At 64.8% G+C, this 18,574-nt stretch carries 13 protein-coding genes and 1 pseudogene; 12 read left to right on the top strand and 2 right to left on the bottom strand.

Annotated features, from left to right (window positions below; genetic code table 11):
* The first annotated feature begins 59 nt into the window (after positions 1–59).
* From hemA to JW897_RS13460, 5 genes are all read left to right on the top strand, one after another.
* On the top strand, positions 60–1,313 hold the full coding sequence (hemA, locus tag JW897_RS13480; protein ID WP_048412823.1) for a glutamyl-tRNA reductase: 1,254 nt from the start codon (positions 60–62) through the stop codon (positions 1,311–1,313).
* Positions 1,313–2,389, top strand: a complete 1,077-nt coding sequence (gene prfA, locus JW897_RS13475) for a peptide chain release factor 1 (protein WP_048412822.1) — start codon at positions 1,313–1,315, stop codon at positions 2,387–2,389. Before hemA ends, prfA begins: the two co-directional genes overlap by 1 nt.
* 632 nt (positions 2,390–3,021) lie before the next feature.
* The gene (gcvA, locus tag JW897_RS13470) at positions 3,022–3,942 is read left to right on the top strand and encodes a transcriptional regulator GcvA (RefSeq protein WP_019102440.1); all 921 of its coding nucleotides are present in this window, start codon (positions 3,022–3,024) and stop codon (positions 3,940–3,942) included.
* A 284-nt stretch (positions 3,943–4,226) separates the two neighbouring features.
* Positions 4,227–5,807: an MFS transporter gene (locus JW897_RS13465; RefSeq protein ID WP_240352201.1), complete on the top strand. Its 1,581-nt coding sequence runs from the start codon at positions 4,227–4,229 to the stop codon at positions 5,805–5,807.
* On the top strand, positions 5,800–6,222 hold the full coding sequence (locus JW897_RS13460) for a MarR family winged helix-turn-helix transcriptional regulator (protein ID WP_048412820.1): 423 nt from the start codon (positions 5,800–5,802) through the stop codon (positions 6,220–6,222). Before JW897_RS13465 ends, JW897_RS13460 begins: the two co-directional genes overlap by 8 nt.
* 25 nt (positions 6,223–6,247) lie before the next feature.
* Here the strand turns inward: JW897_RS13460 and JW897_RS13455 are convergent, their stop codons facing one another.
* Positions 6,248–7,015 carry a substrate-binding periplasmic protein gene (locus JW897_RS13455; protein ID WP_048412819.1) on the bottom strand — a complete coding sequence of 256 codons (768 nt, stop codon included), beginning with the start codon at positions 7,013–7,015 and terminating at the stop codon, positions 6,248–6,250.
* 117 nt (positions 7,016–7,132) lie between these two features.
* On the opposite strand from JW897_RS13455, the gene metH reads away from it, so the two are divergent.
* On the top strand, positions 7,133–10,846 hold the full coding sequence (gene metH, locus JW897_RS13450) for a methionine synthase (RefSeq protein ID WP_205466513.1): 3,714 nt from the start codon (positions 7,133–7,135) through the stop codon (positions 10,844–10,846).
* On the top strand, positions 10,836–11,354 hold the full coding sequence (locus tag JW897_RS13445) for a DUF2878 domain-containing protein (RefSeq protein WP_205466511.1): 519 nt from the start codon (positions 10,836–10,838) through the stop codon (positions 11,352–11,354). The genes metH and JW897_RS13445 overlap by 11 nt, the downstream gene beginning before the upstream one ends.
* 110 nt (positions 11,355–11,464) lie before the next feature.
* On the opposite strand, the gene JW897_RS13440 is transcribed toward JW897_RS13445, so the two are convergent.
* Positions 11,465–11,839 carry a hypothetical protein gene (locus tag JW897_RS13440; RefSeq protein WP_205466510.1) on the bottom strand — a complete coding sequence of 125 codons (375 nt, stop codon included), beginning with the start codon at positions 11,837–11,839 and terminating at the stop codon, positions 11,465–11,467.
* Between the two features lie 241 nt (positions 11,840–12,080).
* Between JW897_RS13440 and JW897_RS13435 the strand changes: the two genes are divergently transcribed.
* From JW897_RS13435 to JW897_RS13420, 5 genes and pseudogenes are all read left to right on the top strand, one after another.
* On the top strand, positions 12,081–13,262 hold the full coding sequence (locus JW897_RS13435) for an Lcl C-terminal domain-containing protein (protein WP_205466508.1): 1,182 nt from the start codon (positions 12,081–12,083) through the stop codon (positions 13,260–13,262).
* A gap of 202 nt (positions 13,263–13,464) precedes the next feature.
* Complete coding sequence (locus JW897_RS13430) at positions 13,465–16,122, top strand: cytochrome c peroxidase (protein WP_205466507.1); 2,658 nt, start codon at positions 13,465–13,467, stop codon at positions 16,120–16,122.
* Between the two features lie 160 nt (positions 16,123–16,282).
* Positions 16,283–16,906: a hypothetical protein gene (locus JW897_RS13425; RefSeq protein ID WP_205466505.1), complete on the top strand. Its 624-nt coding sequence runs from the start codon at positions 16,283–16,285 to the stop codon at positions 16,904–16,906.
* A 117-nt stretch (positions 16,907–17,023) separates the two neighbouring features.
* Positions 17,024–17,311: pseudogene (locus JW897_RS24670) on the top strand (type III secretion system effector BopA family protein); the annotation flags it as partial.
* Positions 17,312–17,443: 132 nt separating this feature from the next.
* Positions 17,444–18,574 carry a hypothetical protein gene (locus JW897_RS13420; protein WP_240352199.1) on the top strand — a complete coding sequence of 377 codons (1,131 nt, stop codon included), beginning with the start codon at positions 17,444–17,446 and terminating at the stop codon, positions 18,572–18,574.

Raw genomic sequence — 18,574 nt, 5'->3', positions numbered from 1 at the left:
AGGACTTGCGGTTCAAGTTAGGCTAAAATACCCCATTTCTTTCCGCGGCTTATCCGCCCATGCATCTGTTCGCCCTTGGTTTGAACCACCATACCGCACCGCTCTCCATCCGGGAAAAGCTGGCTTTTCCTGCGGAGGTGTTGCCCAAGGCGCTGGACAGCCTGGTCAGCTCGCACGCGGCGCGCGAAGCCGCCATCGTCTCCACCTGTAACCGCACCGAGATCTATTGCACCGGCGGCGACCCGCAGGCGGCGCTCAGCTGGCTGGCCAAATTCCACGGCCTGGCGCTGGCGGAGATGCAGCCCTATCTGTATCAGCTGGACGAGGCCAACGCCGCGCGCCACGCTTTCCGCGTAGCCTCCGGCCTGGACTCCATGGTGCTGGGCGAGACCCAGATCCTGGGCCAGTTGAAGGACGCGGTGCGCAGCGCCGAGCACGCCGGCACCATGGGCACCCTGCTCAACGGCCTGTTCCAGCGCACCTTCGCCGTGGCCAAGGAAGTGCGCTCCAACACCGCGGTGGGCGCCAGTTCGGTGTCGATGTCGGCGGCGGCGGTCAAGCTGGCCGAGCAGATCTTCCCCACCATAGGCGAACTGAACATTCTGTTCGTCGGCGCGGGCGAGATGATAGAACTGGTGGCCACCCACTTCGCCGCGCGCAACCCTTCCTGTATCACCGTGGCCAACCGCACGCTGGAGCGCGGCCAGCGGCTGGCGGAGCAGTTCGGCGGCAACGCCGTCACCCTCGCCGAGCTGCCGGACATCCTGCCGCGCTACGACGTGCTGGTCACCTCCACCGCCAGCCAGTTGCCCATCATCGGCAAGGGCATGGTGGAGCGCGCGATCAAGGCGCGCCGCCACCGCCCCATCTTTATGCTGGACCTGGCGGTGCCGCGCGACATCGAAGTGGAAGTGGGCAAGCTGGCCGACGTGTTCCTGTACAGCGTCGACGACATCGCCAGCGTGGTGGAAGTGGGCAAGGAAGCGCGGCAGAGCGCGGCCGCGGAGGCCGAAACCATCATCCAGGCGCGGGTCTGCGAATTCAGCGACTGGCTGAAAAAGCGCGAAACCGTGCCCTTGATCCGCGCGCTGCGCGACGACGCCGACCGGCTGCGCCGCACAGCGCTCGAGGCCGCGCTCAAGCAACTGGCGCGCGGCGAAGCGCCGGAGAAGGTGCTGGAAACCCTGTCGGTGCAACTGACCAATAAATTGATGCATCCCCCCACCCGGGCCTTGTCGTCCGGGCGCGGCGCGGAGCACGACGCGCAGGTGGAAGCCGTGGCGCGTCTTTATCGTTTACACCCGGAGTCGTAATGAAAGCGTCAATTGCGGCCAAACTGGCGCAACTGGCCGACCGTCTGGAAGAGGTGACCCACCTCCTGGCCAGCGAAGCGGCCACTCAAGATATGGATGCGTTCCGCAAGCTCACCCGCGAGCACGCCGAACTCAGCCCGGTGGTGGAAACCTACCAGAGCTATCGCCAGTGCGAGAGCGACATCGCCGCGGCGGAAGACATGTTGTCGGACCCGGAGATGAAGGAATTCGCCCAGGCGGAAATCGCCGAGGGCAAGGACAAGCGGGAGGCGCTGGAACTGGAGCTGCAGAAGCTGCTCTTGCCCAAGGACCCCAACGACGAAAAGAACATCTTCTTGGAAATCCGCGCCGGCACCGGCGGCGACGAGGCCGCGCTGTTCGCCGGCGACTTGTTGCGCATGTACACCCGCTACGCCGAGCGCAACCGCTGGCAGGCGGAGATCGTGTCCGCCAGCGAGTCCGATCTGGGCGGCTACAAGGAAGTGATCGTGCGCCTGATCGGCTTCGGCGCCTACTCCCGGCTCAAGTTCGAGTCCGGCGGCCACCGCGTGCAGCGGGTGCCGGTGACCGAGACCCAGGGCCGCATCCACACCTCGGCCTGCACCGTGGCGGTGATGGCCGAAGCCGACGAGCTGGCCGACGTGGTGCTGAACCCGTCGGATCTGCGCATCGACACCTTCAGGGCCAGCGGCGCCGGCGGCCAGCACATCAACAAGACCGACTCCGCGGTGCGCATCACCCATATTCCGACGGGGATTGTGGCGGAGTGTCAGGACGGACGCTCCCAGCACGCCAACAAGGCCAGCGCGATGCAAGTGCTGGCGGCGCGCATTATGGACATCCAGCGCCGCGAGCAGCAGCAGAAGGAAGCGGCCGAGCGCAAGAGCCTGATCGGCTCCGGCGACCGTTCCGAGCGCATCCGCACCTACAATTTCCCGCAGGGCCGCATCACCGACCATAGGATCAATCTGACGCTGTACAAGCTGGATTACGTGATGGACGGCGATCTGAGCGAACTGACCGACGCCTTGATCGCCGAGCAGCAGGCGGAGTTGCTGGCGGAACTGGGCGAGTGAGCGCCTGGCGGTACTAGCAAGGATTATTGCGTTGCCGCTGTCGGCGCAACGCGCTACACTCGCAAACTCAAGAACGGGCGGCTTGCCGCCCGCGCCCAAGCGACGTTCGCGCCGCCTGGGCTTATTCTCCGAACTTTGGGCCACTCGCGTGGCCTTTTTTCTTGTCCGCTCGCCGGAAGACGGGCAAAAAAAAGCCGGGCCCTGTCTGAACCCGGCAATGCCCAACGTGGATTGGCAGTCAATCTGGCGACGCCGCCGCATTTTCGGCGACACGCGATAAGCGGTGGAAAATTCTCCGTTGCAAGCGGATGTCATCCTGTAATATTTATAATCCGTTACTATTTCAGTACGGATAAAGCTTTAAGCTCGGGAATGACGGTTCCGTTTCCGGGCAAGCCAAGGCTGGGCTTGGTTTTGGCTGCGGACGCCGCGCTGGAAATCGGGGAGCGCGGCATGGACGGCCGGACCGGCGCGAGCGGCGGATCGCCATGCCATTGACGCATGGCGGCGACCTGCGCGCCGCCGGCCGCCGTTCAAACTGCAGCCGTGCCCGGCATGCCTAGCATACGATGTTGCGCCTGGCATGACAAAGCAGTTAATTTCATGATAACCATGATAAAAAGGCATGTAAGATGAAGCTGCCACCGCTGAATGCATTACGCGTATTTGTCGTCGCCGCCGAGCATTTGTCCTTCACCCGCGCCGCCGCCGCGCTCAGCCTGACCCAGGGGGCGGTCAGCCGCCACGTGCAAACGCTGGAGGAATACTACGGCGCCACCCTGTTCACCCGGCAGGCGCGCGGCCTGTCGCTGACCGCCGAGGGCGAGGCGCTGATCAAGCCGGCCCGCGAGGCTTTCCAACTGCTGAATGAGGCCAGCGAAGCGCTGCGGCTGCGGCAAAGCGATCTGCGCGTGCGCATGCCGCCCACCCCGGCGATGCGCTGGGTGCTGCCCAATCTGCCGGACTTCCAGACCCGCTACCCGGAATACACGCTGCACCTGGTGACCCAGCTGATTCACGACAAGCCCTTCAACCGCGCGGAGTACGATCTGGCGGTGGTGGGCATGGCGCGCGCCGAAGTGGCGCCGGACCTGCGCACCGAATGCATTTGCCGCGAGAAACTGATCCCGGTCTGCTCCCCGGCCCTGCTCAACGGCAAGCATCCGCTGAACACTCCGGACGATCTGCGTCATCACACCCTGCTGCACCCGTGGCGCGATCAGGACACCTGGAAGCGCTGGCTGAAGCTGGCCGGCGTCAACGGCGTGAACCCGGAAAGCGGCGTCACCTTCGACGCTTCCGAATACGCGCTGCACGCCGCCGTCGCCGGCATGGGCGTGACCCTGGCCCAGGTGTCCATGGTGACTCAGGACCTGGATTCCGGCCGACTGGTGATGCCTTTCGACACCGTGCTGGAAACCGAGTGGAGCTATTACCTGGTCTATCCGCACGAGTTGGCGGAACTGCCCAAGGTCAAGGTGTTCCGCGACTGGCTGGTGGCCATCCTGGCCAAGAGCGAGGCCAGCAGCTGGCTGGCGCGGCGCGGTTATTGAAGCGTGCGCGGCGGCGCGGACGCGCCGCCGCCTAAGAACCTGTTTACGATCTGCTGCGCATCGGCGATACGGCGTTGAAACCGTCTTCAAAATGCTCATGTACCACTTGTACATTCCGCTTTCTCAGCCGTTTTCGCCTTGTCTCGCTCTTGCTCGCGAGATCGTAAACAGGTTCTATGAACCTGTTCTAAGCCTGCTTTGTAAATCTTTGTGTCCGGCACTGGATTCCGGCGGCTTATCGGCGCAAAATAATTGACTAGTCAATTATTGTCAGGTCAACAAAAATGAACACCTTAGCCGCAACCGCTGGAGCGGACGGCGCGCTGGATTTCCGCCAGAAAGTGCTGGCCATGCTCGGCCTGTGCTTCGTGCTGCTGATGGTGGCGCTGGACCAGACCGTGGTCGGCACCGCCATGCCCACCGTGGTGGCGGAGCTGCACGGCTTCGATCTGTACGCCTGGGTCGGCACCTCCTATCTGCTGACTTCGGTCATCACCGTGCCCATCTTCGGCAAGCTGGGCGACGATCACGGCCGCAAGCCCTTCGTGCTGACCGCCATCATCCTGTTCACCGTCGCCTCCATGCTGTGCGGCCTGGCCCAGAACATGCTGGAACTGGTGCTGGCGCGCGCGCTGCAAGGCGTGGGCGGCGGCATGCTGGTGGCCACCACTTTCGCCTGCGTGCCGGACATGTTTCCGGAAACCGCGCAGCGCCTGCGCTGGCAGGTGATGCTGACCGCCGCCTTCGGCTTGGCCAACGCGGTGGGCCCGACCCTGGGCGGTTTTCTGACCGAATACCTGGGTTGGCGCTGGGTCTTCTTCGTCAATCTGCCGGTGGGTGCGGCCAGCCTGTGGTTCGTCTGGCGCTATCTGCCGGCGATGCGCCGCGCCGGAACCGCGTCCAAGCTGGATTGGCAGGGCGGGCTGCTGATCGCCGTGCTGCTGGGCTCGATGCAGCTGCTGGTGGAATGGCTGCCGCTGCACAAGCCGCTGTGGCTGATGGCCGGCCTGGGCCTGAGCGGCCTGGCCGCGTTGGCCGGCCTGCTGTGGTGGGAGCGGCGCTGTCCCAATCCCTTGCTGCCGCTGGACATGCTGAGCCACCGTAGCCTGGCGCCCTTGTTCGGCCTGTCGCTGCTGCTGGGCGGCGGCATGTTCGCGGTGATGTACTACGCGCCGCTGATGTTCCAGGGCGGTTTCGGCCTGTCGCCCAACCAGGCCGGCCTGCTGGTGACGCCGCTGGTGGTGTGCATCACCCTGGGCAGCATCCTGAACGGCCGCATCGTCACCCGGGTGCGCCGCCCCACCCTGCTGCTGGGCCTGGGCTTGCTGCTGTTCGCCTTCACCGCCGGCGCGCTGGGCTGGGTGGACGCCGTCACCGCGCACTGGCTGGTGGCCGCGCTGATGGCGGTGGGCGGCCTGGGCCTGGGTCTGCTGCTGCCCAATCTGACCATCTTCGTCCAGCAGAGCGCGCCGCGAGAGCAGCTGGGGGTGGCCACCGCCATGATCCAGTCCACGCGGATGATAGGCGGCATGCTGGGCACCGCGCTGGTGGGCGTTTTCGTCACCCACCGCTACGTGGCCGGCGTCAACGGCCTGCCGGCCGCGCCGCAGTGGCTGGGCTGGCTGCGCGATCCGCAAATCCTGCTCAGCCCGGACACCGCCGCCCGCTTCGAACAACTGACGACGGCGGCCGGGATCAACGGCGGCGCGCTGCTCGGCGCCTCCCGGCTGGCGCTGGTGGACGCCATTCACCTCAGCCAGTGGCTGGTGGCGGCGCTGGCGGTGCTCGGCTTATTGCTCGTGCGCCGAGTCCCGCATGTAGAATTGCGCGATGTCAAAACCAAGACGGCGGTAATCCATGACTGAACGCGCACCCAATCTGCTGCAGCAAATCGGCCGCACCGGCCGCGCCATGTACGCGGCGTTTGAACAGCAGGTGGGCTATCCCTTGCCGCGCTGGCGCATCCTCGCCGCGCTGACCGATCTGGAGCAGGCGACGCAGAAACAGCTGGCCACCCGGCTGATGATGGATCCGGGCGCGCTGACGCGGCAGTTGAAGGGGATGGAGGAGGAGGCGCTGGTGCGACGCATCACCGACCCGGCCGACAACCGCCAGACCCTGGTGACGCTGGCGCCGGCCGGACAGACGCTGATAGACGCGGTGCAGCCCAAGCGCGAGGCTTTTTTCCAGCGCGCGCTGGCGGACATTCCCGCCAGCCAGGTGGAAACCACGCTGGCGGTGCTGCATAAGCTGGAGCAGCGCTTCCGCGGTCAGGATTAGCCGCGGTTCCGCCGGCCGCCTGCCGTCATTCCTGCGGCTGCCACTGATAGGTCTTCAGCACCGCCTTGATGCGGCCGCTCTTCTGCAGGCGGTCTATCGCCTGGTTCAGCTGCGCCACCTTGATGTCGGAATGCGGCGCCACCGCGCACATGGTGGGCATGAAGGTGACCACCAGCGGGTGCAATTTGAACTGGGCCGCTTCCTGCGGCCAGTTGCGCGCCCAGGCGGCGAACTCCAGTTCCGAGACGATGGCGACGTCGCTCAGCCGCTTCTGCACCGATTTGATCAGCAGTTCCATCCGCGCCTCCTCGTTGTGGGAGGCCGGGTTGCCGCGCCAGAAGCGCTCCAGCGTCGGATAGTTGTAGCCGCGGATGGTGACGATGCGCTTGCCGGCGAGATCGCCCACCTGGCGCAGCTCCGCCGGCTGCTTCAGCGTCAGCGGCCGCTCCAATTGCGGGTAGATTTCATGGGTCCAGCCCAGCCGCGCGGCGTTGCCGAACCAGTCCGGATTGGCGTTGCAGACGATGTCCACCCGGCCGGACTCGATGGAGGCCTCCACCCGCTTGCGGGCGATCAGAATGAATTCCGGACGCAGGCTCAGCTCGGCGGCCAGCATCTCGCCGATATCCTTGGACAGGCCGCCGCGCAGGTGCTCGCCGTCCGGCGACAGCATCACCACCGGCGCCGCGTCGGTATCCGCCACGCCTATCCGTAAACCGCCCGCCGCCCACGCCTCCCCGCACCATGCCGCCGCCAGCCCCGCGAGCAGCCACAGCTTATTCGTAATGGCCATATGGATGTTCTCTCTTTATTCTTAAGCAAGCGCCCGGACAGTTGATTGCGAGTGTTAAGATGAGCTTTTGAGTCCGTTGCGCTTGTTATCGTTGTAGACAAAAAAAGTTCAGCCGCCATGACAAAAACATCCTCGCATCCCCTCCGGCAACACCTGTCCCGACGCATCCTGATCCTGGACGGCGGCATGGGCACCATGATCCAGCGCCATCAGTTGGAGGAGGCCGATTACCGGGGCGAGCGCTTTGCCGACTGGCCCAGCGACGTCAAGGGCAACAACGATTTGCTGGCGCTGACGCGGCCGGACGTGATCGGCGGCATTCACCAGGCCTATCTGGACGCCGGCGCGGACATCATCGAAACCAACACCTTCAACGCCACCTCCATCGCCATGGCGGATTACGCGATGGAAAGCCTGGTGTGGGAAATCAATCATGCCGCCGCCAGGCTGGTCAAGGAACTGTGCGAAAAGGCCAGCGCCGCCAATCCGGCCAAGCCGCGCTATTGCGCCGGCGTGCTCGGTCCCACCAACCGCACCTGTAGCATCAGTCCGGACGTCAACGACCCGGGCTACCGCAACGTCAGCTTCGACGAACTGGTGACGTCCTACACCGAGGCGATAGACGGCCTGGTGCAAGGCGGCGCGGACCTGCTGCTGGTGGAAACCATCTTCGACACCCTGAACGCCAAGGCGGCGGTGTTCGCCATCCACAAATACTTCGACGAGCGCCCGGACGCGCCGCGGCTGCCCATCATGATCTCGGGCACCATCACCGACCAGTCCGGCCGCACCCTGACCGGTCAGACCACCGAAGCCTTCTACAACTCGCTGTCCCACGCCGACGCGGTCAGCTACGGCCTCAACTGCGCGCTGGGCCCGGACCTGCTGCGGCCCTATGTCGAGGAGATGGCGCGGGTGTCCGCCGCTTATGTGTCGGTGCACGCCAACGCCGGCCTGCCCAACGCCTTCGGCGGCTACGACCTGGAGCCGGAAGCGATGGGCGTCTACGTCCGCGAGTGGGCGGAGTCCGGCCTGATCAACATCGTGGGCGGCTGCTGTGGCACCACGCCGGAACACATCGCCGCCATCGCCCGCGCGGTGGACGGCGTCGCGCCGCGGCCGCTGCCGGCGATAGAAGCCAAGTGCCGGCTGTCCGGCCTGGAGCCGTTCAACATCGGCGACGGTGACCTGTTCGTCAACGTCGGCGAGCGCACCAACGTCACCGGCAGCCGCGCCTTCGCCAAACTGATTCTCAACGGCGACTACGCCACCGCGCTGGACGTGGCGCGCCAGCAAGTGGAAAACGGCGCCCAGGTCATCGACATCAATATGGACGAGGGCATGCTGGACGCCCACGCCGCCATGGTGCGCTTCCTCAACCTGATCGCCTCCGAGCCGGACATCGCCCGCGTGCCCATCATGATCGACTCCTCCAAGTGGGACGTGATCGAGGCCGGCCTCAAATGCATACAGGGCAAGGGCATCGTCAACTCGATCTCGATGAAGGAAGGCAAGGACAAGTTCGTCGAGCAGGCGCGGCTGATTCGCCGCTACGGCGCCGCGGTCATCGTGATGGCCTTCGACGAGGCCGGCCAGGCCGACACCTACGCGCGCAAGATAGAAATCTGCGGCAACAGTTACCGCATCCTGGTGGACGAAGTGGGCTTCCCGCCGGAAGACATCATCTTCGACCCCAATATCTTCGCCGTCGCCACCGGCATCGAGGAACACGCGCGTTACGGCCTGGACTTCATCGAAGCCACCGGCTGGATCAAGCAGCAGCTGCCGCACGCCAAGATTTCCGGCGGCGTGTCCAACGTCTCCTTCTCCTTCCGCGGCAACAACAAGGTGCGCGAGGCCATCCACGCCGTCTTCCTCTACCACGCCATCCTGCGCGGCATGACCATGGGCATCGTCAACGCCGGCGCGCTGGAAGTCTACGACGAAGTGGATCCGGAACTGCGCGAACGCATCGAGGACGTGGTGCTGATGCGCGCGCCCAAGGACGGCGGCGACGCCACCGAACACCTGATCGCGCTGGCGGAAAAATACAAGGGCGAAGCCGCCGGCGAGAAAAAGGCGGAAGACCTGGCCTGGCGCGCGCTGCCGGTGGAAAAGCGGCTGGAACACGCCTTGGTCAAGGGCATCACCACCTTCATCGTCGAAGACACCGAGGAAGTGAGGCAGAAATCCGCGCGGCCCATCCACGTGATCGAAGGCCCGTTGATGGACGGCATGAACGTGGTGGGCGACCTGTTCGGCGCCGGCAAGATGTTCCTGCCGCAGGTGGTCAAATCCGCGCGGGTGATGAAGGCCGCCGTCGCCCACCTGGAACCCTTCATCGAAGAGGAAAAGATCCGTCTGGGCCTGGCCGACGCGCCGGCCAAGGGCGTGATCATCATGGCCACGGTCAAGGGCGACGTCCACGACATCGGCAAGAACATCGTCGGCGTGGTGCTGCGCTGCAATAACTACCAGGTGATCGACCTGGGCGTGATGGTGCCCTGCCAGAAAATCCTGGACGCCGCCATCGAGCACAAGGCCGACATCATCGGCTTGTCCGGCCTGATCACCCCCAGCCTGGAAGAAATGAGCCATGTGGCCAAGGAAATGCAGCGCCAGGGCTTCACCATCCCGCTGTTGATCGGCGGCGCCACCACATCCAAGGTCCACACCGCGGTCAAGATCGCCCCGCATTACCAGCATCCGGTGATCTACGTGCCGGACGCTAGCCGCGCCGTCGGCGTCTGTTCCAACCTGCTGTCCGACACGCTGCGCGACGGCTTCGTCGCGGACAACCAGGCCGAGCAGGACCGCGCCCGCGAAGGCCACGCCAACAAGGCGAACCGCAAGGTGGTCGGCCTGGAGCAGGCGCGCGCCAACAAGGAGGCGATAGACTGGACGGCCTACCAGCCGCCCAAGCCGCAATGGCTGGGCGTGCGCCGCTTTGAGCGCTATCCGCTGGCCGAGATCGCCGCCTACATCGACTGGACCCCGTTCTTCCAGAGCTGGGAGCTGGCCGGCCGCTTCCCGCGCATCCTGAACGACGAGATCGTCGGCGAATCCGCGCGCGCCTTGTACGAGGACGCGCAAGTGATGCTCAAGCAGATCATTGCCGAGAACTGGCTCTCCGCCAACGCGGTGATCGGCCTGTTCCCGGCCGCCAGCGTCAACCACGACGACATCGAAATCCGCGATCCGGACAACCGCGCCAGCCTGATGAGCTGGGTGGGCCTGCGCCAGCAACTGCCCAAGATGGACGGCAAGGCCAACTGGGCGCTGGCCGACTACATCGCGCCGCGGGACAGCGGCGCGCAGGACTATATCGGCGCCTTCGCCGTCACCGCCGGCATCGGCATCGATCCGCACGTCAAACGCTTCGAAGACGCCGGCGACGACTACTCCTCCATCCTGCTCAAGGCGCTGGCGGACCGGCTGGCCGAAGCCTTCGCCGAACTGATGCACGCCCGCGTGCGCCGCGAGTTCTGGGGCTACGCCGCCGCCGAGCAACTGGACAACGAAGCGCTGATCGACGAAAAGTATCAGGGCATCCGCCCCGCTCCCGGCTATCCGGCCTGCCCGGACCACACCGTCAAGACCGCGCTGTTCGAACTCTTGGACGCGCCGGCCATAGGCATGACGCTGACCGAAGGCTACGCCATGCTGCCCACCGCCGCCGTGTCCGGCTTCTACCTCAGCCACCCGGCCGCGCGCTACTTCGGCGTCGGCAAAATCGAACGCGACCAGGTGGCCAGCTACGCCGAACGCCGCGGCGTCAGCGTGGAACAGGCCGAACGCGACCTGGCCCCCAATCTGGGCTATGACGCCTGAGGCGGGCAAGCGCTGGCCCAGGCTGCTGCTGGGCGGGCTGCTCTTTGGCGCCGGGGCCTGGCTATTGCTCAGCTTCCGCGACCGCTACGTGGTGCTGTTGCTGGCCGGCGCGCTGCTGGCCTGGCAAGGACTGCCGGCCGGCCTCAAAGCCCGCGCGCTGTGGCTGACCGCGACGGGCTGCCTGCTGGACTTCGCCATCGCCGGCCTGGGGCTGTACCGCTTCGTCGGCGTCGGCACCCTGCCCTTGTGGAGAGTCACCTTGTGGCTGAGCTTCAGCTGTTGGTGGCTGCGCCTGCTGGACGCCTGGCGGCCGTCGCCGCGTTTGCTGGCGCTCATCGGCGCGCTGGCGGGGCCGTTGGCCTATTGGGGCGGCGCGCAACTGCGCGGTCTGCAAGCCGGCGCGCCGCTATGGCTGACGCTGCTGGTCTTGGTCCCGCTATGGGCGGCCTTGCTGGCCTGGACGCCGCGTTTGCTGCCGATGGACCAAGGATCGGTGGCGCAGGCGTGATTGTGGATAAGATGGGAATTTTTGCCGGTCTGTGGATAAGTTGAAACAGCGCGCCCCAAAACAAGAAAGCAGCCGATGGGCTGCTTTTTTTACGTCGGAGCCGTAGCCGCTCAGAGCACTTCGATATCGGACAAATGGTAGCTGCCGGTGCGGTTTTCCTGGCAGAACACCTTGGCGCGCACCTGGATGCGCTTACCCTGGTAGCGCGCCATATCGCCCTGATTCAGCGGCAGGCTGCGCAGTTCCTGTTCGCCGCAAGAGCCGCCGTCGTCAAAGCGCAGCGCTTGCGCCAGCTTCAAATGGAAGGCCTTGAAAAAAGTGCCGTCGACCTTGCTGCCGGACTGCACCGGCCCCACCACCGTGCCGCTCAGCACGATGCGGGTTTCGCCGTCTTCGCCAACCTCTATCGGCTTGGCGGCCCAAGCGGCGTGGCAGAACGCGAACATCGCGATGGCCAGCAGGCTGGCCTGTTTCAAGTGTTTCATGGGATGCCTCATTGATCACAAAACCATGGTCCCGGCGCCGTGAGCCGGAACAAGGTGTCATGCGATTGTAGCAATAGACGTCGATTTGGCTCATCGATATGGGCCAAGCGGCGCGGAACACCGCCGCAGCCTGAAGCGGCCAAGGCGCGACCCCGGCTTGCTTATCTCCGACATGATTCTTGTACATACATATCTACATATGCATAATCCAGCACTCAAAAAATGACTATCCACTATAAAAATGCACTCGCGCTTAGCATTCCCCTTCATCCTGGCGGGCAGCCTGGCAGTGACCGCCTGTTCCGGCGGCCCAGCCGCCCAGCCGATTCGTACCGGCGTTTTCGTCGATAGCCCGGTAGCGGGACTCGACTACGACAGCGGCAGCCATGCCGGCAAAACCACCGCCAGCGGCGAATTCCACTACTTGGACGGTGAAACCGTGGTCTTCCGCATCGGCCAACTGGAACTGGGCCGCAGCCTGGGCGCGGCCCAGATCACTCCGCTGCAATTGGCAGGCAGCCAGAACCCCGCGGATCCGAAAGTGCTGCGCCAGGTGCAACTGCTGTTGACGCTGGATCAGGACGGTAACCCCGACAACGGCATCCAGATTGCGGCGGAGACCTCTGCCCGCTTTGACCACAGCCAAAGCCTGGAACAGGCCGGCGATCTGCAAACTCTGCTCAACCAGCTTGGCATTGTGCGCAGTCTGGTCAGCGCCCAGCACGCCGCCAGCCATTTTCAGCGCAGTCTTGCCGCCTTGCACGCTCAGCCGCCCAGCCCGCGCTTCGTCCCCCTGGCTGAAGCCGACGGTGCGCCGTTGAGCGGATCCGCAGAACGTGCCGGCTGCGTGAAGGACAAACAAACAGGCCTCACTTGGGAGGTGAAGGCCGAGCGGGGTCTGCGCAGCCAGTCCCATCGCTACTACGCTAGCGCCAGTGTTAACCAGCAACAATCAGCCCACTGCGGGGCGAAGCAGACGGACTGCCAGCTTGCCATCTATGTCCAGGAGGTCAGACAGCAGAAGCTTTGCGGCTTCGATGATCAGACGGCAGGCGGAGATCGCGGTTGGAGGCTACCCACCGAGAGAGAACTGAAGACGTTGTTGGACTGGAGCCAGCGGGATAAAGCGCTTGGTCTGCCGGCCTTGGATCGCTACGCCTTCCCGGATGCGACAGCTACCTTTTATTGGAGCAGCACCAGCTACTCGGAGGACAGGATGGTGGTGGTTGCATTCGATGACACTCACCGCAGTCTGGCCAGCATTAGCCTGGGCTCGGACCAGGCGGCAAGGGTGCGCCTGGTGCGAGGCCCCAGGCTGGCCGACGAGCCGTTGCTGCATGGCATGGCCAAATCCTTGCCGGCCGACGTCTCGGTTCAGTCCGACAAGCCGTCCACCCTCCGCGTCACGGGCCGCCCGCTCTAATATTTGATAGCCCCATCCCTTGGATGCCGCGCCGGGAAAGGCGCGGCTCTCAACTTTCCCAACTGGAATCGCAAAGCCGTCCCATCATCGGCGTACTTGAGCAAGGCACGACCCCCGTTTGCCAATTTCCGACATGATTCTTGTACGAACAACTCTACAAACGCATAATCTGCCGTTTTGAAAATGATTCTTAATAACAGTGATGCACTCGCGCTTAGCATTCCCCTTCATCCTGGCGGGCAGCCTGGCTGTGGCCGCCTGCTCCGGCGGCCCCGCCGCCCAGCCGGTACGCACCGGCGTCTTTGTTGACAGCCCGGTAGCGGGCCTGGACTACGACAGCGGCAGCCATGCCGGCAAAACCACCGCCAACGGCGAATTCCGCTATCTGGACGGCGAAACCGTGGTCTTCCGCATCGGCCAGCTGGAACTGGGCCGCAGTCTGGGCGCGGCCCAGATCACCCCGCTGCAACTGGCCGGCAGCCAGAACCCGGCGGATCCCAAAGTGCTGCGCCAGGTGCAGCTCTTGCTGACACTGGACGAAGACGACAATCCCAACAACGGCATCCAGATCAGCGCCGACACCGCCGCCCGCTTCAGCCGCAGCCAAAGCCTGGCCCAGGCCGGCGATCTGCAAACCCTGCTGGACAGCGCCGGCATCGCCCGCAGCGTGGTGGCCGCCGACTACGCGGCCAGCCACTTCCGTCTGAGTCTGGCCGCGCTGCGCGAACAGCCGCCCGGCCCGCGCTTCACCCCGCTGGCCGAAGCGGACGGCGCGCCCTTGAGCGACGCCGGCGAACGCGCCGGCTGCGTGAAAGACAAGCAGACCGGCTTGATCTGGGAAGTGAAGTCCGTGCAAGGCCTGCGCAGCCAGTTCCACAGTTATTACGCCAGCGCCAGCCGCAATCCGGAACGCCCGGCCCAATGCGAACCCGGCCAGGAAGACTGCTTGGCCGTCACCTACACCGAAGCCGTGATCAAGCAAAAACTCTGCGGCTTCGAAGACAGCGAAGAAGACATCGCCGCGGAACGCGGCTGGCGGCTGCCCACCGAGCGCGAACTGAAAACCCTGCTGGACTGGAGCCAGTACGACCGCTCGCGCGGTCTGCCGGCGATGGACCGCCATGTCTTCCCGGACGCCGAAGCCGCCTTCTACTGGACCGCCACCAGCCGCCGCGGCGAAGGCGCGGTGGCGGTGGCTTTCGACGACACCCACCGCACCCTGCCCAGCGTCAGCCTTAGCCTGGGGCAGCCGGCGCGGCTGCGCCTGGTGCGCGGCCCCAAGCTGGCGGACGATCCCAACCCGGAAGACAATCCGCCGCCGCAACCAGCCTACATCCCGGTCAGCGCCGACGGCCAACTGACCACGCCGGCCCAGGCCGCCTGCGTCGACGACAACCAGCACCCGGACAGCTGGCGCGACATCATCCTGTGGCAGGCCAGGCCACGACCAGCCGGCGCGGCCAGCCTTAATCCGGCGTTGGCCGCGCTGCAACAGCAGCGGCTGTGCCAGCAGGACAACTGGCGGCTGCCCACGGTGGCCGAGGCCATCCGCTGGCTGCAATTGCAACAGGACCAGGACTATCCCGCCGCCAGCGCCGCCGCCCGAGTATGGGCGCGAGACGCCGGCGGCGAACTCTACGGCCTGGACCGCGACGGCGGGAAACAGAGCGCGGCCCAACTTGCCGGCCTGGCCGAGCAACCGCTGCTGGTCGCCCTCTCCATCCGCCCGGCCAAGCCGCCGCTGCCGGACAGCGACGGCGAGGAGCCGGACGCCGGCCAGCTGACGCAATGGCGGACCCGCTACAGCCAATACCAGCCTGGCGCGGAGCGCCAAACAGCCTGGCCCGCTCCCACGCTGGACGCGGCGGCGCAAGCCGGCTTCCGCGATCTGGGCCTGCTGCCGGCGGTGCCGTTTCCGGCCGACAACCCCTATAGCGCCGCCAAGGCGGCGCTGGGCGACAAACTGTTCCGCGATCCCCGGCTGTCCCGCAACAACCGCGTCGCCTGTATCAGCTGCCACGCGCCGGAACACGGCTGGAGCGATCCGCGCCCGGTGTCCCAAGGCCATATCGGCCAATTGGGCGGCCGCAACGCGATGACCCTGCTCAACACCGCCTATGTCGGCGCGCTGTTCTGGGACGGCCGCGCCGCCAGCCTGGAAGAACAAGCCAAGGGCCCGGTGGTCAACCCGCTGGAAATGCATCAGCCGCTGGGCCAGGCCGTGGCCAAGATCGCCGCCGCGCCGGAATATGCGCCGCTGTTCGCCGCCGCCTACGGCGACAGCCGCGTGGACCTGGAGCGCATGGCCAAGGCCATCGCCACCTTCGAGCGCACCCTGATCAGCCAGGACAGCGCCTTCGACCGCTTCCTCAAGGGCGAGCGCGCCGCGTTGAACGACCAAGCGCTGTGGGGTCTGCATCTGTTCCGCACCAAGGCGCGCTGCATCAATTGCCACAACAGCCCGCTGCTGTCTGACAACCAGTTCCACAACACCGGCCTCAACTTCATCGGCCGCGACAAGGAAGACCTGGGTCGCGGCGGTGTCACCGGCCTGCGCGCCGATCTGGGCAAATTCCGCACTCCCACGCTGCGCGACCTGCTCTACACCGGCGATTACATGCACACCGGCGACATGCCCTTGGATGAGGACGGCGCCGGCGTGATCGAGTTCTACAACAACGGCGGCAATTTGGTGGCAGCGGCGGGCGTGGAAAAATACACCCTGCCCAAGCCCTCGCCGCTGCTCAAACCGCTGGGCCTCAGCGCCGCGGAAAAGCAGGCGCTGCACGCTTTCCTGCAAGCGCTGTCCGGCCCGCCGCGGCTGCAGCCGGCCAGCGAAACCGAGCTGTTCCGGCGTTGAGAAACGCTCATGATCAGCCACGGCCCGGCATCGCCGTCGGGCCGTGTCCGCGTTGGAATTCACTGGCGTAAACGCCGTTTACGGTTTATCCCAAAATATCGCGCCATGACAGGCGCGTGTTTTTGCCAACCTGAAGCCGTGGACAACAAGGGGGGACGCGATGGCGTGGTCGTTGCGGAGAGCTTTCAATAATGCGGGAAACGGCGCCAACGCCGCCGGAGTGTGCGAGGCCGCGGTCTGCCTGTGGCTCAAGCACATCCAGGACCGCGTGGGGAAATTCAATATGGGCAGCAGCGCCGGCGACTACCTGCCCACCACCGCGCAGGCGGACGCGCTCTACCAGCAGTTCGACAACGGGACTTACCTGTTCCGCTTCGCCTCCTATCTGGAACAGCAGGTCTACCCCTCGGTGGCCGCCAACAACCGGGTGGGAGACGCCAGCCACGCGGAAACCTTCGGCCTCGCCTTCTGCCATTACTGCAATAACGCCCACGGCGCCAGCGCCCAAGCCTGGCAAAACATCATCGAAAATCTCATGGTGCGCGGCGACGCGCTGTTCCTCAACCTGATGCGCAATGGCGGCTCCTCGGGCCACGCCGTCGGCGTCTACAAGGGCAGCGACTATCTCTGGGTGTTCGATCCCAATAGCGGGCTCTACCGTGGCAATGTCAGCGCCGGTTGCTGCAGCGCGGCGGACCTGTTCCGCGCGGCGCAATACCTGGCTGGCCTTACCACCGGTTATTGGAACCAGACGGTTTACTATGGGCTGCATATGCGAGCCTGAGCCGAGCGCTGCGTAAGACCGCAAGGTGCGGGCGAGTGAGCGAAATTTGATAGCAGGGGAGCCAGTGTTTACTCACTATCGAAACCATTCGCTTCATCATCCCGCTCGTTTCCGCCCATGACCACACTCAATCTCAATACCTTCGTCCAGGCGGCTAGGCTTGGCGGCAGAGTCGTCATCAATGAAAAGACGCCTGAACCCACGGTGACTGTCGCCAGCCAAGGCTTCAAGGGTCGGCTCTATGCCTGCCTGTCCCAACTACCGCTGCTGAAAAACCTGGAAGCCGTCAAAAGCTATAGCCAGCGCGTACAGGCAGAAAACCAAACCGCTCTGGGCGTTTTCATCAACACGCTGTCGCACCGTTATGGCCAGGAAAGCGCCCAAGCGGCGTTGGACAGCATGGGCCGGCTTCAGGGCGCGCCGCTCAAGCAGCGAGTGGTGGAGCAACTGATTAGCGTGGCCGAACGCTTTCATGGCCAGGGGGACGCCAAGCCCTTGGCGCGGCAAGTCGTATTCCGCTCTTGGGAATGCAAGGGCATGGATCATCCCGGCCACGCCTCCGTCACCATCAAGAACAAAATCGATGTGAACGCCAATAAGCATGTGCAGGAGCACATAAGCTGGTGGCCGTTCAGCGACGCCCAGGGCGGGCAGATTGGCCGTCTGTTCGGCCAGCGGCAGGGAGGTTCCCTGAGCAGCTACCGGGAGGATAAGCAAGAAGAAGTCTCCAGCCGCACCGCGCAGAAACTCAGCGATGGCGAAGACGCGCGTCAGCAACTGGGTACCGCGGGTTATAAAGCCGCCAGCCAGGACCTGATGGCCAAAGCCCAGTACTACCCCCGCGCTGAACAAAAACGCACGCGGGACGGCGGCTGGGGCGTCAGCGCCCGCAAAGTCTATCTGCCGATGATGGGGCGCAATAAAGAAGTCGCCGCCAGCGGCAAAACCGCCAAATTCGTATTGTTCGGCCTCAATGAAAAAGCCATCCTCCACGAGGCCCATCACGTCAAGCAAGAAGCCGCCGAAGGCCGGATTGGATATACCCTGGCCAGCACTGAGGAAAACTGCGCTTCCATGGCGCTGCGCATGCTGCGCGCCGGCGGCGCGGAAAACTTCGTGCCGTTCAGCGCCAGTTGGGTAACCGAAGACCCCAACAAGGCCCATGCCTATGCCGAGCGCCTGCAAGCCAGGATGGACAGCCTCAACCGCCAGGTCGCCGACATCGGCGAGCGTTGCAGCGGCATGCTGCAACAGCCCGGCGTCAAAACGGAATGGGACGCTTTCCTCAATCAGGGCCGCATGGGCGAACTCAAGAGAGAAATCAGTCAGCTCAAGCAACAAATCAACAAGGAAAGAAGACCGGAAGCCCAAGCCGTGCAACGCCAAGCGCTGAAGGAGCGTAATGCCCAGCAAGTCTTTCGCATCGGCGCCCACTTCGAGCAACTGGCCGTCGGCAGAGCGGATGCCCTGGCGCTGGCCAAGGCCATGCGGGAAGGCGCCCCCAGTATTGACGACGACGCGGCCGTCCTCACCCGTAAAACCGCCGGACTGGTGGAGGCATTGCACCACTATCAGGAGGGCCATCCCCAAGGCGCGGAGCAACTGAGCCTTGCCGCCCACGCCATGATCAAACGCAGCGAAGAGCTGATGGGCCTCGCCATTCAATAA

The sequence above is a fragment of the Chromobacterium alkanivorans genome (assembly GCF_016937655.1).
GTDB classification, from domain to species: domain Bacteria; phylum Pseudomonadota; class Gammaproteobacteria; order Burkholderiales; family Chromobacteriaceae; genus Chromobacterium; species Chromobacterium alkanivorans.
Note: the sequence above shows the minus strand (reverse complement) of the source record. Positions and strands in the feature narration are given on the sequence as shown.